Annotated in this window: 18 protein-coding genes and 1 tRNA gene; 9 read left to right on the top strand and 10 right to left on the bottom strand. The window is 33.8% G+C overall.

What is annotated here, in order from left to right:
* Window positions 1–21 precede the first annotated feature (21 nt).
* Together ZA07_RS05960 and ZA07_RS05955 are read left to right on the top strand one after the other, a co-directional pair.
* The gene (locus ZA07_RS05960; RefSeq protein ID WP_053970809.1) at window positions 22–867 is read left to right on the top strand and encodes an OmpA family protein; all 846 of its coding nucleotides are present in this window, start codon (window positions 22–24) and stop codon (window positions 865–867) included.
* Between the two features lie 8 nt (window positions 868–875).
* On the top strand, window positions 876–1,271 hold the full coding sequence (locus ZA07_RS05955) for a hypothetical protein (RefSeq protein WP_053970808.1): 396 nt from the start codon (window positions 876–878) through the stop codon (window positions 1,269–1,271).
* Between the two features lie 69 nt (window positions 1,272–1,340).
* Here the strand turns inward: ZA07_RS05955 and ZA07_RS05950 are convergent, their stop codons facing one another.
* From ZA07_RS05950 to rpiB, 5 genes are all read right to left on the bottom strand, one after another.
* Window positions 1,341–1,799 carry an SRPBCC domain-containing protein gene (locus ZA07_RS05950; RefSeq protein ID WP_053970807.1) on the bottom strand — a complete coding sequence of 153 codons (459 nt, stop codon included), beginning with the start codon at window positions 1,797–1,799 and terminating at the stop codon, window positions 1,341–1,343.
* 74 nt (window positions 1,800–1,873) lie between these two features.
* Entirely contained in the window at window positions 1,874–2,554 is a 681-nt protein-coding gene (locus ZA07_RS05945) for a hypothetical protein (protein WP_053970806.1), read from the bottom strand.
* A 121-nt stretch (window positions 2,555–2,675) separates the two neighbouring features.
* A complete protein-coding gene (locus ZA07_RS05940) occupies window positions 2,676–3,128 on the bottom strand; it encodes a GNAT family N-acetyltransferase (RefSeq protein WP_053970805.1) in 453 nt (150 codons plus the stop codon).
* Window positions 3,128–4,039 (bottom strand): cation diffusion facilitator family transporter, encoded by a 912-nt coding sequence (locus tag ZA07_RS05935; protein WP_053970804.1) that lies wholly within the window; start codon window positions 4,037–4,039, stop codon window positions 3,128–3,130. The genes ZA07_RS05940 and ZA07_RS05935 overlap by 1 nt, the downstream gene beginning before the upstream one ends.
* Window positions 4,039–4,473, bottom strand: a complete 435-nt coding sequence (gene rpiB / locus ZA07_RS05930) for a ribose 5-phosphate isomerase B (RefSeq protein WP_053970803.1) — start codon at window positions 4,471–4,473, stop codon at window positions 4,039–4,041. Before rpiB ends, ZA07_RS05935 begins: the two co-directional genes overlap by 1 nt.
* A gap of 579 nt (window positions 4,474–5,052) precedes the next feature.
* Here rpiB and rnr point away from each other — a divergent pair.
* Genes rnr through ZA07_RS05915 form a run of 3 tightly spaced genes read left to right on the top strand, consistent with a single transcriptional unit; the run spans window position 5,053 to window position 8,287 of the window.
* On the top strand, window positions 5,053–7,248 hold the full coding sequence (rnr, locus tag ZA07_RS05925) for a ribonuclease R (protein WP_053970802.1): 2,196 nt from the start codon (window positions 5,053–5,055) through the stop codon (window positions 7,246–7,248).
* Complete coding sequence (locus tag ZA07_RS05920; RefSeq protein ID WP_053970801.1) at window positions 7,249–7,548, top strand: heavy metal-binding domain-containing protein; 300 nt, start codon at window positions 7,249–7,251, stop codon at window positions 7,546–7,548.
* Window positions 7,549–7,606: 58 nt separating this feature from the next.
* Window positions 7,607–8,287, top strand: coding sequence for a LysE family translocator (locus ZA07_RS05915; protein WP_053970800.1), 681 nt, complete (start codon window positions 7,607–7,609; stop codon window positions 8,285–8,287).
* A 39-nt stretch (window positions 8,288–8,326) separates the two neighbouring features.
* On the opposite strand, the gene ZA07_RS05910 is transcribed toward ZA07_RS05915, so the two are convergent.
* From ZA07_RS05910 to ZA07_RS05900, 3 genes are all read right to left on the bottom strand, one after another.
* Window positions 8,327–8,397 (bottom strand) — tRNA-Cys (locus tag ZA07_RS05910).
* A gap of 53 nt (window positions 8,398–8,450) precedes the next feature.
* On the bottom strand, window positions 8,451–8,813 hold the full coding sequence (gene folB, locus ZA07_RS05905; RefSeq protein ID WP_053970799.1) for a dihydroneopterin aldolase: 363 nt from the start codon (window positions 8,811–8,813) through the stop codon (window positions 8,451–8,453).
* Window positions 8,813–9,022, bottom strand: a complete 210-nt coding sequence (locus tag ZA07_RS05900; protein ID WP_053970798.1) for a zinc ribbon domain-containing protein — start codon at window positions 9,020–9,022, stop codon at window positions 8,813–8,815. The genes folB and ZA07_RS05900 overlap by 1 nt, the downstream gene beginning before the upstream one ends.
* A gap of 104 nt (window positions 9,023–9,126) precedes the next feature.
* Here ZA07_RS05900 and ZA07_RS05895 point away from each other — a divergent pair, with 104 nt between their 5' ends.
* The 4 genes from ZA07_RS05895 to ZA07_RS05880 all read left to right on the top strand — a co-directional run bounded on the left by ZA07_RS05895 (window position 9,127) and on the right by ZA07_RS05880 (window position 13,242).
* Window positions 9,127–11,160 carry a glutamine--tRNA ligase/YqeY domain fusion protein gene (locus tag ZA07_RS05895; RefSeq protein WP_053970797.1) on the top strand — a complete coding sequence of 678 codons (2,034 nt, stop codon included), beginning with the start codon at window positions 9,127–9,129 and terminating at the stop codon, window positions 11,158–11,160.
* 114 nt (window positions 11,161–11,274) lie between these two features.
* Window positions 11,275–11,757 carry a DUF1761 domain-containing protein gene (locus tag ZA07_RS05890; RefSeq protein ID WP_053970796.1) on the top strand — a complete coding sequence of 161 codons (483 nt, stop codon included), beginning with the start codon at window positions 11,275–11,277 and terminating at the stop codon, window positions 11,755–11,757.
* A 53-nt stretch (window positions 11,758–11,810) separates the two neighbouring features.
* Window positions 11,811–12,965, top strand: coding sequence for a GNAT family N-acetyltransferase (locus ZA07_RS05885; RefSeq protein WP_053970795.1), 1,155 nt, complete (start codon window positions 11,811–11,813; stop codon window positions 12,963–12,965).
* Between the two features lie 73 nt (window positions 12,966–13,038).
* On the top strand, window positions 13,039–13,242 hold the full coding sequence (locus tag ZA07_RS05880; RefSeq protein ID WP_053970794.1) for a hypothetical protein: 204 nt from the start codon (window positions 13,039–13,041) through the stop codon (window positions 13,240–13,242).
* On the opposite strand, the gene ZA07_RS05875 is transcribed toward ZA07_RS05880, so the two are convergent.
* Together ZA07_RS05875 and ZA07_RS05870 are read right to left on the bottom strand one after the other, a co-directional pair.
* Window positions 13,239–13,628, bottom strand: coding sequence for a hypothetical protein (locus ZA07_RS05875; protein ID WP_157492075.1), 390 nt, complete (start codon window positions 13,626–13,628; stop codon window positions 13,239–13,241). The two genes, ZA07_RS05880 and ZA07_RS05875, sit on opposite strands and share 4 nt — an antisense overlap.
* The gene (locus ZA07_RS05870) at window positions 13,628–14,557 is read right to left on the bottom strand and encodes an SPFH domain-containing protein (protein WP_053970792.1); all 930 of its coding nucleotides are present in this window, start codon (window positions 14,555–14,557) and stop codon (window positions 13,628–13,630) included. Before ZA07_RS05870 ends, ZA07_RS05875 begins: the two co-directional genes overlap by 1 nt.
* Window positions 14,558–14,568 lie beyond the last annotated feature (11 nt).

Raw genomic sequence — 14,568 nt, 5'->3', positions numbered from 1 at the left:
TGCTATTATCCGTAGCATACAATGAAAAACCTACTCTTTATATGGATTTTTGTTTGTAGTTTCAATGCCTTAGCCCAAAAGGAATTTAACCATGTGGTCTATTTTGAAACTGATCAATTTGATGTTCCTGAAACTGAAAGAAGCAGGTTATTACTTTTTATTTCAACTTTAGACACCGTAGATATAGAGCGTGTTTCTATTTATGGTTTTTGTGATGATCGTGGAAGTACCAACTACAATCTGGATCTGTCTCAGAAACGTGCCAATTCCATAAAAACCATATTTTCAAACAACGAATTGGACGATTCCAAAATAAGCAACGTTGATGGTAAAGGTGAAATTCTACTTAAAGTTGTTCAAGAAGAAAATGTTGAGAAAATCCGTGGTTTGAACCGAAAGGTTGAAATTATCGTGCATCCCTATGACCCCCCTCGAAAAGAAAAGAAAACGACACCGGAAGAGGCCCAAGAGTTTCGGGAAATTATCAATGGTGATTTAAAAACTGGCGATAAAGTAACTTTAAACAATATTTTGTTTAAAACAGGTTATACGACACTGTTACCAGAATCCAAGCCCGTACTGGATGATATCGCTAAGGTTTTAATAGAACGTGATGATATTTACTTTACCATTCAAGGCCATGTTTGCTGTACCAAATACAGTAGGGATGCGGTAGATAGAAAAACAAAAAAACGCAATTTATCCCTAGCTCGTGCCAAGTATATTTATGATTATCTAGCCAAAAGTGGTGTTGATAAAAAACGTATGAAATATGTGGGACTTCGTCGCAAATTTCCACTTGGTGGCGAAGCTAAATTTGACAGAAGAGTCGAAATTTTAATTACCTATGTTGGCGACAACAATTAATTTTCTCAATGAATAAATTTTTAAATCACTACTTGACCGAAATATTGGTCATTCTACTTACCATATTTCTTACTTTTCTATATACTAAAGGTACTTTGAACGAACAAGCCATGTTGATTCTATATGGTTTAAGTACCATGTTTTTTGCAAACAAAGCACTGGACCAATCTATTGATAGGTTGGTTTTACAATCGTATGTAGTTATTTGTTTATGTATTTTGGTCTGTGCCCTGTTTCTATTTTATCACAACAGAACCATCTTAAGTATTATTACCATTCTTAACTTTGCATTTCTTGTTTATTTCGCCTTTAAGTCTTCAAAATTAGATCAATCCAAAGCTTTATACCGAAGTTTTATTATCAAGCATTTACTTGTAGGATCTTTATGCTCCATCCTATTATAAAAAGGATATCCCTTTTTGAATTCCGAGGTTAAATAATTTATTCTCCATTCATTAAATTCCACAAAAATTCTAGTTTTCGGAAAGTTCTTTGAGTTTTTTTAAAGCCTTTGGCCAAGTGGTATCAAAATAATCCTGATAATCTTCAGTCATATCACATTCAACCGTTATTGTTGTCACTCCATTTTCCTCTTGAAAGGAATAATTTTCCAATCCGCCAGCCCATTTCTCAACGTCTGGGCCTTCAGTGATTTCTTTGTCGCCATCCAAAATTCCGTAATGACGAATGGAAATAAATTTGTGTGGGATATTGTCTGCAATTTCTGAGACCATACCTCCTTTTTTGCCATTCTCATCGGTCCCAACAAAATAAATTTTTGATCCCTTTTCCCAACTTCCCTCATAAGTGGAAGTGGGATTAAATTCAGCTGTCCATAGGTTATAAGTTTCGATGTTTTCTAGACCAAGCATGGTGTTATACACTTTCTCTGCTGGGGCATTAATATCTAAAGAGTATTGCAACTTTTTCATGATTTATGTTTTTAGTAAATGATCCCTTTTATCAGGTCAGTATAAAGTTAGTTAAAAGATTAAACTACAATACTTTACAAGTATTTATTTTCAAATACTTCCCATTCATACATTTCTCCAAATTCGTTAAGTGATTTAGGTTGGATATCCAATCTGAAGATTTCTTTCTTACTCTTCTCTTGGGATATATTTCCAGTTTCCGAGGTTAATATTCCTTTTATAAAGTCAAACTTATCACTTTCAAAATCACCACTAGCTGAATGTACACCAACCGATTCAGCTAAAATAAGTTCCATTTGGTTATTTCTAAATTCAAAGGTATAAGACTGATGTGATCGTGTATATTGATAAAAAATATTCAGCCATCCATTTTTGATTGATAATTCAGGTTCAAGATAATTAACCATGCCACCCTCATCCCCTCTCGCTATGAACTCATTATTTTGAATGACAACCGTTTGTTTACTGTCTTGATTGAATAAGACCAGAATAACTCTAGGTTTGCTTTTAATTAATTTACAATTAGAACATTTTTTAACCTGAATACTATCCTTTGATTCTAGAATGATAGCTACATCATCTAAACCATCCTTATTTAAGTCTCCTGTTGATTGCGCTAAAATTTTCCAATCTGGATGTTTCTCAATTCCATTTAAATTCTCTCCTATAAAATTGGGACAATTGGATCTGTCTCTTTGAGCAAATCCAAACATATAAAAGGTAAAAAATAATATTGCTGAAATTTTGATTTTCATAGATATAAGTTCAATTTTATATATCTTATGTATTAGTTTAATATTGAAGATAGGTTGTAAATATTGATTTATTTACAATGTTGAAATTAGGAAAAAAATAATTAGATAATTCAAAAATGTATTAAGCTTCAAGCTTTCTATACATTGCCATATGAGGAATACCATCTTCCAAGTAGGTGTCACCTTCCTCAATAAACCCTAATTCATTATAGAATTTTTTAAGGTAACATTGGGCAGATATTTTTATTACTTTTCCTTTAAAATCCTCTTCAATCACCTTGATGGAAGCCTTCATAATGTCTTTCCCAAAACCAAATTGTCTGAAAGACTCTTTAACTACCACCCTACCAATACTAGAATATTCGAAATAATCACCAGGTTTAAAGAGTCTGGTATAAGCTACCAATTGGTTCTGATAATAACCCAAAACATGAAGTGCTTTTTGATCCTTTCCATCAATATCTTGATATACGCAATCCTGCTCCACCACAAAGACTTCACTTCTTAATTGAAGCAAATCATATAGCTCTTTGGTTTGCAACTCATCAAAAGTCTTTATTTGAATCTCTAACATTAGTCTTGTACTATGACTTCTTTAGGGTCGTTTTTATCAAATTCTGGTTGAATTGTAACATGATTGATATCAAATTTCTCATGCAGCTCCATCTCTATTCTGTGAAGAAGTTCATCAAATTCGGTGATCGACATATTTTCTTCTAAATCTAAATGTGCTTCCAAATGAAGTTCATGATCGCTCAAATTCCAGATATGCACATGATGTAGTTTTTTTACTTTAGGCAGTTTATTCACAGTACGCACCACTTCTTTGATATCAATATAATCTGGGGTAAACAACATAAGCATTCTAGTAGAGGATTTAAGCAAATCAAATCCCACCCAAATAAGGTAAAGAGCTATTAACAAAGTTAACAAACTATCCACCCAAAATAACTCATAGTACTTCATTAAAAGACCACCTACCAAAACCGCTACGCTAGCCAACATATCAGTTAATAAATGTAGATAGGCGGATTTGAGATTGAGATTGTGATTGGAATCCTTTTTTAAAAGCAAGACACTAAACCCATTAAAGGCAATTGCCAAGATTGCTAGCCAAATAACCAAACCAGAATCTATGGTTTGCGGATCTTGAAACCTATTAATAGCTTCTTTAATTAATATAAAAGCAACAATGATAAGGGTTGATGCATTTACAAAAGCTGCCAAAATTTCGGCTCTTTTATAACCAAAAGTTCTATTAAACGAAGCTTTTTGTTTACTTAGTTTTGAAGCTATATAACTCACAATAAGTGAAATGACATCACTAAAATTATGAAGCGCATCACTTAATAAAGATAAACTTCCAGAAACCAGACCTCCCACTACTTGAGCAGCAGTAATCAAAATATTAAGAACAATAGAAATCATCAGATTCCTGTCCTTAGTATCTTTAGTTAAATGGTTATGTGAATGTTGGTGCCCCATTAACAGGAAACAGGAATTTTGTCTATCCTATTTTGGTGTCTTCCACCTTCAAAGGCTGTTTCCAAAAAGACATCGACCATTTCCAACACCTGAGGCAAAGCCGTAAATCTTGCTGGAATACTTAAAATATTAGCATTATTATGTTCTCTTGCTAATTGAACAATCTCCTTATTCCAACATAAGGCAGAGCGAACACCCTGATGTTTATTAGCTGTCATATTAGCCCCATTTCCACTACCACATATAATGATACCAAAATCAACTTGTCCCTTTTCAACATCATTAGCAACAGGGTGTATAAAATCAGGGTAATCAACACTACTATTGGAATCGGTTCCATAGTTAGTAACTTCTATACCTTTACTTTTAAGGTGCTCAATAACAGCAAATTTATAATCGGTTCCAGCGTGATCGTTTCCAATAGAGATTTTCATAGTTTTGGCAAATAAATTAAGGCTGTAAAGGTACAAAATGTGGTAAAACGCCCCTTCAAAACTGTTTACAAATTTTATAGGTTGTTAGTTACTGTTGTTATTAGTATTCATAACTTGTTAATAACTGTTAATTTCTTTCTAAAAGAAAAATTTTCAAAAGTCAATTAAATTTCCAAACAGAATTTAAATCCTGATATCAAAAAAATAACTCTACAATTTTTAGCTAAGTTATCAGCAGCTAAATTTTTAATATCAACATCCATTTCTTTAACAATTTATTAAGATGAAACTATTAACATGCGTTCTCAACAGTTGTTAATAGTATTTAACATTAAGCTAATAATGAACTATTTAAATCAATAACCTTTGTTAATTAATTATTAATAGAACGTAAACTATGTGTTTTCAAAATATTTTTTAAAAAAGTTATTCTAACTATTAACAAGCAATAATCATTATCATTATTCTTTTAAAAAATTTAAATAAGAAAAATAAATATGATATTAAATGTGGATAAACTTTTAACGAAAGCTCTTTTCTTAATATATTAAACAGTAGATTTGTTTGAATCAGTTTTTTATGGCTAGAAAGAAAAGGAAAAGAAATAGCTCAGGTGGTATAGGTAATTTGGCCCAAACTATTTTGAGTATTCTGAAAAAAGAACGAAATAAAACCTTCAATTATAAACAAATTGCGGCTAAACTTGGAGTTAATGATGCCAGTAGCCGGAATCAAATTATAAAGAAACTAGCGCAACTTAAAGCGAAGCAAGAGATTGAAGAAGTAGAAAGAGGCAAGTTTAAAGCTGTTATTACCACACAATACTACTCGGGAATTCTAGATATTACAGCAAAAGGATCTGGTTATATCATTTGTGATGACTTTGAGGATGATGTTTACGTTGCATCTAATAATGTAAACAAAGCATTGGATGGTGATGAAGTTGAGTTTTATCTATACAAAAGAAGAAAAAGAGGGAAGCTAGAAGGGGAGATTACCAACATAATTAAACGTAAGAAAAGTGAATATGTTGGAGTCGTTCAATTACATAGTAATTATGCCTTTGTCATACCTGATAGCAACAAAATGTACAAGGACATCTTTGTACCTATCAATAAAACCAATAAGGCTGAAGATGGGGATAAAGTATTGGTTTCTCTTGAAGATTGGCCAGAAAAAGCAGATTCTCCTTATGGAAAAATTCTAAAAGTTTTAGGTAAACCAGGAGACCATCAGACGGAGATCCATTCCATTTTAGCTGAATATGGGTTGCCTTATGAATTTCCTCATGAGGTTGAGGAATTTGCAAGTAAAATTGATACGTCCATTTCAGCTGAAGAAATTGCAAAAAGAAGGGATATGCGTAAAACCCTTACGTTTACAATTGATCCCAAGGATGCTAAGGATTTTGATGACGCGCTTTCATTCCAAGTATTGGATAATGGGCTCTATGAAATTGGTATTCATATTGCCGATGTATCCCATTATGTCCAGCCTGATACCGTTTTAGATGAAGAAGCTTATGAACGTGGTACCAGTATTTATTTGGTAGATAGGGTAGTACCAATGCTTCCTGAAGTGTTGTCTAATTTTGCTTGTTCCCTAAGGCCACATGAAGAGAAATTTACCTTTTCAGCAGTATTTCAATTAAACGATAAGGCTGAAGTTAAGAACCAGTGGTTTGGAAGAACTGTAACTTATAGCGATGCTCGGTTTGCTTATGAAGAAGCTCAAGCTATTATAGAAACGAAATCTAATAACATTCCTGAAGAGGTCTCTCTTACTGGAAAAGCCTATACAGCAGATCAATCTATTGCAGATGCCATTTTGAAATTGGATGATTTGGCTAAAATTATGCGAAGTAAACGCATGAGTCAAGGAGCTATTTCATTTGATAAAGTGGAGGTGAAGTTCAATTTGGATGAAGAGAATAATCCAGTTGGTGTTTTCTTTAAGAGCAGTAAGGATGCCAATAAATTGATTGAGGAATTCATGCTTTTAGCCAATAAAAAGGTTGCAGAGTTTGTAGGTAAAAAATCACCTAAAAAAACGTTTGTTTATCGTATCCATGACGAACCAGATGATTCCAAATTAGCGGCTCTACAAAACGTAGTTGGTAAGTTTGGGTACAAACTTAACTTCAAGGATAGAAAGAGTACCACAGCCTCTTTAAATAACTTATTAAAAGATGTGGTTGGTAAGAAAGAACAGAACCTAGTAGATACACTTACCATAAGAAGTATGAGTAAGGCAGAATATTCAGTGTTCAATATTGGTCATTACGGATTGGCTTTTGAATATTACAGCCATTTTACATCTCCTATTAGGAGGTATCCAGATGTCATGGCACATCGCTTATTGCAACACTATTTAGATGGTGGTAAATCAGTAAGTGAAGAGGTGTATGAAGATAAGTGTAGCCACTGCAGCAGTATGGAATATTTAGCAACCCAGGCAGAACGGGATTCCATCAAATACATGCAAATTAAATTTATGCAGGATCATAAAGATGAAGAGTTTGCAGGTGTAATTTCTGGGGTTACCGATTGGGGTGTTTATGTAGAAATAATTTCAAATAAATGCGAAGGTATGGTTCGAATTCGTGATATCAGTGACGATTATTATGAATTTGATGAAAGCCAATTTGCAATCATCGGAAGGGAAACCAAAAACATGTATCAATTGGGTGATGAAGTAGTGGTTAAAGTGAAAAATACCGATTTGGTTAAAAAGCACTTGGATTTTATTTTGTTGGGTAAATTAGAAGATCAATAAATGATATTAAGCACAACCAATAGCATTGAAAGCCATCAAATTATTGATTATTTAGGTATTGTTACAGGGGTATCGGTAAATGCCCAAAAGACGACATTCACCTTTAAAAAGGAAACCTATTTTGCTTCCTTGGAAGAAAGTATAAATGAAGCAAAGGAAGAAGCCTTTCAAAAATTAAAGGAAAATGCCTCCAAACTGTCTGCTAATGCTGTTGTAGGAATAAAAATAGATATAGAAACGTTTCCTCAAAGTACCTTTTTATTGGTTTCTATTACGGGTACTGCTGTAAAGGTTCAATAACTCTTCTTAGGGTACCATATATTTTTTCTAACTTTGTTAGAAAGTTTTTCAGGGTTTTATGTTAGATGACATTTTAGCGGCCATTCCATTTGGTATTCTCTTATCATTTACCATTGGTCCGGTCTTTTTTGTTCTGTTGGAAACCAGTGCTACCAAAGGATTTAAAAGTGCGGTTATTTTTGATTTTGGAGTATTACTGGCCGATGTTTTATTCATTTTAGTTGCCTTTTATAGTACAACCAAACTCCTTGATAAAATAAAGGATGACCCTAATTTTCTTGTTTTTGGAGGCGTTCTATTGGCTGTTTATGGCTTTATTTCTTTTATAAAAACTTCCAAATCTTTTAGGGAAATAGTGAGAGAATATCATAGGGTAGAGATTAAAAAGAACTTTAAAAAGCTATTCCTTAAAGGGTTCTTACTTAATTTTATAAACATTGGAGTACTTTTAGGATGGTTGGGTTTTATTGTCATAGGAAATTCATTGACTGAAACCAATCAGGATTTATTTGTCTTTTTAGCTACTATTTTAGCTACCTATTTTTTAGTAGATCTAGTCAAGATTTCTATTGCTAAAACTTTAAAAAACAGATTGAATCCTCGAGCTATTTTTAAAACCAAAAAAATAGTCGCTTTGGTTATTATGGGATTTGGCCTTCTGTTATTGGCACAAGGTTTTTTCCCGAAAGAAAAGGAGATGATCAAAGAGAAATTCGAACAAATCAACCCACTTGACTGATAAAAAAGAAAAAAGCTCCTAATATTAGAAGCTTTCTTGAGGCGTCTAGCGGATTCGAACCGCTGTAGATGGTTTTGCAGACCACTGCCTAGCCACTCGGCCAAGACGCCATTAAAATGGATTGCAAATGTAACAAAAATTACGTTTTTACCCCATTTACCATTTATTTTTTCTTCTTTTCGGTCATTTTTATTGTAACCATTTCAACATCACCTCCAATAGGCGGATTTAATTTACTGACCCAAACCGTTGCTTTTTTAACAAGTTTATCTTCTTTAAGGATGCGCTGTAAGATACGTTTGGCTACCGTTTCAAGTAAGTGGGATGGTATTTTCATCTCTTCTCTAACGACCTTATTTAAAAAAACATAGTCCACTGTATCAGATAGTTGATCTGTTTTAGAAGATTTTTTTAAATCAGCTTCAATTTCCAAATCCACACGATAATCACTACCAATTTTGGTTTCTTCCTTCAAGCATCCATGATGCGCAAAGACCCTGATATTTTGTAATGTTATGACTCCCATTAGTTTGTAAATAAATCAAAAATATTACTTAAAGCACTGGTTTTGGCTTTGTAAAATTCGGTATAACTACATCTTTTGCAAGTTATGGAAGTATATTTTTGATTTTGAACATCAAAAATTTTGGAGAGTGTACCTCCTGTAGCTCTCAATTGCCCAAGTTGATATGTTTTGTTTGAACATTTAGGACAGGTATAACTGATATGAGACATGGCTTTTAATTTTTTATAAAAATAATCATTCTGTATTTAACAAAAACCCTCGCTTAAGTTTATATTTTGCTTAATTTTGGGCAGTTTGAATAAGTTAAGCATTTATGTCTGAAGAAAAGAAATCTCTAAATTTTTTAGAGCACATCATAGAAGAGGATTTGGCAAATGGATTGCCAAAAAATGATTTACGGTTTAGGTTTCCACCAGAACCTAATGGGTATTTGCATATTGGACACACTAAAGCCATTGGTATTAGTTTTGGTTTGGGAGAAAAGTATAATGCTCCTGTTAATCTAAGATTTGATGATACCAATCCCGCTAAAGAAGAACAGGAATATGTAGATGCTATTAAGAGGGATGTATCTTGGTTAGGTTATACTTGGGCCAATGAATTGTATTCTTCAGATTATTTTCAACAACTTTATGATTGGGCTGTTTTACTTATCAAAGAGGGAAAAGCTTATGTAGATTCCCAATCGAGTGAGGCTATGGCCGAACAAAAGGGAACTCCAACAGTTCCTGGGGTGGATGGACCATATAGAAATAGATCGATTGAAGAAAATTTGGATTTGTTTCAAAGAATGAAAAATGGCGAATTCAATGAAGGGGCACATGTTTTAAGAGCAAAAATTGACATGGCGCATACCAATATGTTGATGAGGGATCCCATCATGTACCGTATTTTAAAGAAACATCACCATAGGACAGGAGATACTTGGTGCATTTATCCAATGTATGACTGGACCCATGGAGAAAGCGATTACATTGAACAAATTTCCCATTCACTTTGTTCTTTGGAGTTTAAACCACATAGAGAATTATACAACTGGTTTAAGGAAAGTGTTTATCCATATTCTCAAGAAGAATTACCATTATTGCCAAAACAACGTGAATTTGCACGATTGAACTTGAGTTATACCGTAATGAGTAAAAGAAAATTACTCAAATTGGTTCAAGAGGGTATAGTGAAAGGTTGGGATGACCCGAGGATGCCTACCATTTCTGGTTTACGTAGAAGAGGATATACCCCTGCTGCCATTAGAGATTTTATCGAAAGGGTAGGAGTAGCCAAAAGAGATAATGTTATTGATGTTTCCTTATTGGAATTTTGTATTCGTGAAGATTTAAATAAAACGGCACCTAGGGTAATGGCTGTTTTGGATCCGATTAAATTGGTTATTGAAAATTATCCTTCGGATCAAGTTGAATGGTTGGAAGCAGAAAACAATCAGGAAGATGAAAGTGCTGGTTTCAGGAAAGTACCTTTTTCAAAAGAATTATATATTGAAAAAGACGATTTCAAAGAAGAAGCCAACAGTAAATATTTTAGACTTACCTTAGGAAAAGAGGTGCGACTTAAAAATGCTTACATCATCAAAGGGGAAAGTGTTGTAAAGGATGCCAATGGAAATATTACAGAAATTAGATGTTCTTATGATCCTGAAAGTTTGAGTGGTAGTGGCACTGAGGCTAGTTTGAGAAAAGTAAAAGGAACGTTACATTGGGTGTCTATCAAGCATGCTGTAAAGGCGGAAGTACGTGAATATGATAGATTATTTATGCATGAAGCTCCAGATACGGATGAAGAAAAGGATTTTATGGAGTTCTTAAATCCAGATTCCTTAAAGGTGATTGAAGCCTTTGTGGAACCAAGTTTAACGGAGGCGCAAACAGGAGATAGGTTCCAATTTCAAAGATTGGGTTATTTTAATGTAGATGATGATTCTACCGCGGATAGCTTGGTATTTAATAAAACAGTTGGGTTAAGAGATAATTGGGCCAAACAAACCAAACCTGCAGAACCTAAACCTCAAACACAACAAAAGCCTCAGCAAAACAAAAGACCAGCAATAGAGGTTATTAAACAATTAGGAAAGAAATACACGAATTATCCAGCGGATAAACAAGAAAAGGTAAAAGAAGAAATTAAGATGCTCGCCAAGGAAGTTTCTTATGAAGATTTGCAACCGTTATTTGGAACAGCAGCTAAGAAAGTTGGAACCAGAATAGCTACTGCTATTGCGTTGGGAGTGCTTTTGGAACAAGGCCTAGAAAAGCATGATGATATTTTAGAATTTATTGAAAAGGCTCAGGAAGATACCAATGATATTTTGGTAGCAGAAACGGCTAACCTTTAAATTTAAGATTTTATAGCATTATGAACCCGGAATTATTTTCCGGGTTTTTTTATTGGAGGCTTTTGAATGATGAAATTTCATATCTTTAAATGTAACTAACTAAATAATAGCGATATGGAAATTAATTTTTTAGCATTGGTTGTCGCTGCGGCATCCACCTTTGTAGTAGGCTTTATCTATTATAATCCTAAAGTATTTGGATCTGCATGGATGACAGCTGCAGGTCTTACAGAAGAGAAAGTAAAGGCTGGTAATATGGCACTTATTTTTGGTTTGTCCTTTTTGTTTGCATTTATGATTTCTATGGAAATGCAATTTTTAACCATTCATCAAACTGGGGCTATAAGTATGGTTGGTGGTGATCCAAGTAATGCATTACCTTCATTTCAAGCTTTTATGGATGATTATGGAAACGTTTACAGAACGTTTAAACATGGAGCTTTACATGGTTTCTTGGCCAGTTTGTTCTTTGCATTTCCCATGATTGCCACCATTGCTTTGTTTGAAAGAAAAAGTTGGAAATACATTCTTATTAATAGTGGATATTGGGTAATTTGCTTGACCCTTATTGGTGCCTTAGTTTGTGGATGGAAATAAGAAAAGAAAATTCATTTCCATGATAAAGATACCTTATAGACGTTTCTGATTTTTTGACAACTTACAAATTATACAACTCATTTAAAGATCTTCCAGAAGCGTGGTCGGTTTTATCCAAGAATGATTTATTCTTACAGGAGAGTTATCTAAAAGCCATGGAGTTGGCCAGTCCCAATAATATTTCTTGGTATTATGTAGGCGTTTTTAAGGAGCAAAGATTAGTTGGAATTGCCATTATTCAGAGAATCGAATTGTATTTGAGAGATATGTTTAGAGAGCGTACAGACGGCTTTTTTCTACGTTCTCTAAAAAATATTTTATCAATTGTTTTAAGGGGAAATATGTTGGTTGTTGGTAATATGACTCACACTGGACAACATAGCCTTTATCATACCAAAGAAATTTCCAAGGATGATTTTTGTGACGCCATCATACGAGCCTTAAACGATTTGAGGTTAAAAATAAAAATGGAAAATCATAAGAAGATTCGTGTCATCCTTTGGAAGGATTACTTTTCAGATCAAGTACCTTTTGGTAACTCCAGGGTGTATACAAAAGAACAATTAAACAGGGTAGAAGTTCAACCTAATATGATTTTGAAAGTAAAGGATCATTGGAAGACGTTTGATGACTATTTAACCGACTTAAACAAGAAATACCTAAGACGATACCGAACAGCTCTGAAAAAGGCTAAAAACATCCGTAAAGAGGAATTGGATATAGAACAGGTAAGGACATTAAGTGATACCATATATCAATATTACAAAACGGTTTCAGACAATGCCTCTTTTAATACGTTTATACTTCCTAAAAATCACTTTATATCCCTCAAATCGGAATTAAAGGATGCCTTTAAAGTTTATGGATATTTTCTGGACAATGAATTAATAGGGTTTTACACGCTATTAATTAACAAAAGCCAGCTGGAAACCTACTTTTTAGGTTACCATCCTAATTATCAATATACCTATCAACTGTATTTAAACATGCTCTATGATATGGCTGCCTATGGAATCAACCAAGGATTTCAAAACGTGGTGTATGCCAGAACAGCTATGGAAATAAAAAGCTCTGTGGGTGCTGAGGCTTTACCTATGGTTGTTTTTATGAAGCATACCAATTTGCTTCTGAATGCCTTGTTTCGACAGATTTTCAAACTAATGAACCCAACAAAAAAATGGGAGGAAAGGCATCCTTTTAAACATTAAATAAAACATAAATGTTTCAAGGTTCCTTAGGAATTTCCTAACTTAAGATTTTACATTCAAAAATGTCTGTATCATGAAAAACACACAAGATTTATTAACAGAAATTTCTAATTTAACTAGGGAAATAGAAGAGCACTATCCCGAATTATATCAATATTTGGATGAAAATCCAGACACCATACCCAGCATAGACCATCCAAAAGTTGGCAACAAGGAACTTCAAGAGTATTTGAATAGCTTAAAAGCCCAATTAGAAACCTATAAAGAAGAACACTAGATAGAGAGTTCTCCTTTATAGGTTGTTTTAAGATAGTTTTTTATGGTTTTAAAAGTGGCAGAATCAACAAATTGTTTAGATATAACCATTTTCTTGGATTCGGTTTTAACCTTTATTTCACCTGCAAAATGGGAGATGTTTTTGATGTCTTCCCATTTCATCTTTTTACCTAAAAAGCCATTGATTTGAATGGCATCCTTATTTAAGGTTAGATAGTTATAATACCAAAGGTAGAAACCCATTGCTATGTAATAGATAGCCATGATGGCATAAAAGGAAGGAATCCAGTTGATGGTATCAAGCGCAAATATAATTCCAAATACCAACCAAATACTGCCAAAGATAAAATGGCCTATAACCCAGGATTTCTTGTACTTTATGAGCATTATTCTTTACCTTCTTTTTCTTCTCTTTGGCGTTTCATTGCCTCACCAATTTGATTGCTGGCAGCAAAGCTAGCGACCATATTGTTTAGCATATCACTTCCTGCTTGAGGAGAGTTTGGTAGAAGAATCAAGTTGCTATTGGTTTCTTCACCTATAGATTGTAAGGTGTCATAATGTTGGGTTACAACGATAAGAGCAGAGGCCTCTTGAGAATTGATACCGACACGATTTAAAACCTCTACAGACTCTTCCAGTCCGCGTGCAATTTCACGTCTTTGGTCGGCGATACCTTGACCTTGCAAACGCTTACTTTCGGCTTCAGCTTTAGCTTTTTCAACGATTAAAATTCTTTGGGCATCACCTTCATATTGGGCGGCTATTTTTTCGCGTTCAGCGGCATTAATTCGGTTCATTGCCGATTTAACCTGTGCATCAGGATCGATATCTGTAACCAAGGTTTTAATAATATCAAATCCGTAATCCAACATGGCATCGTTCAATTCAGCTTTAACGGCTATAGCGATATCATCTTTTTTAACAAAAACATCATCGAGTTTCATTTTAGGTACCTCGGCACGTACCACATCAAACACATAACTGGTTATTTGGTCGTGTGGGTAATCCAATTTGTAAAAAGCATCATATACTTTGTCTTTGATAACTACAAATTGTACCGATACTTTTAATCTTACAAATACATCATCAAGTGTTTTGGTTTCAACAATAACGTCCAATTGTTGAATTTTTAAACTCAATCTGCCAGCAACACGGTCAATTAAAGGAATCTTGAATCGCAATCCCGATTGTGCAATGGCTTGAAACTTCCCAAAGCGTTCAACAATGGCTGCAGATTGCTGTTTGACAGTAAAAAAAGATAGCAGAACAATTAATAATCCTAAAACAAAAAATGGAACTAAAAGAATGGACATGGCGGTGGTTT

The organism is Mangrovimonas sp. ST2L15 (assembly GCF_001280515.1).
GTDB classification, from domain to species: Bacteria; Bacteroidota; Bacteroidia; order Flavobacteriales; family Flavobacteriaceae; genus Mangrovimonas; species Mangrovimonas futianensis.
This window is presented reverse-complemented; position numbering and strand designations above follow the sequence as displayed.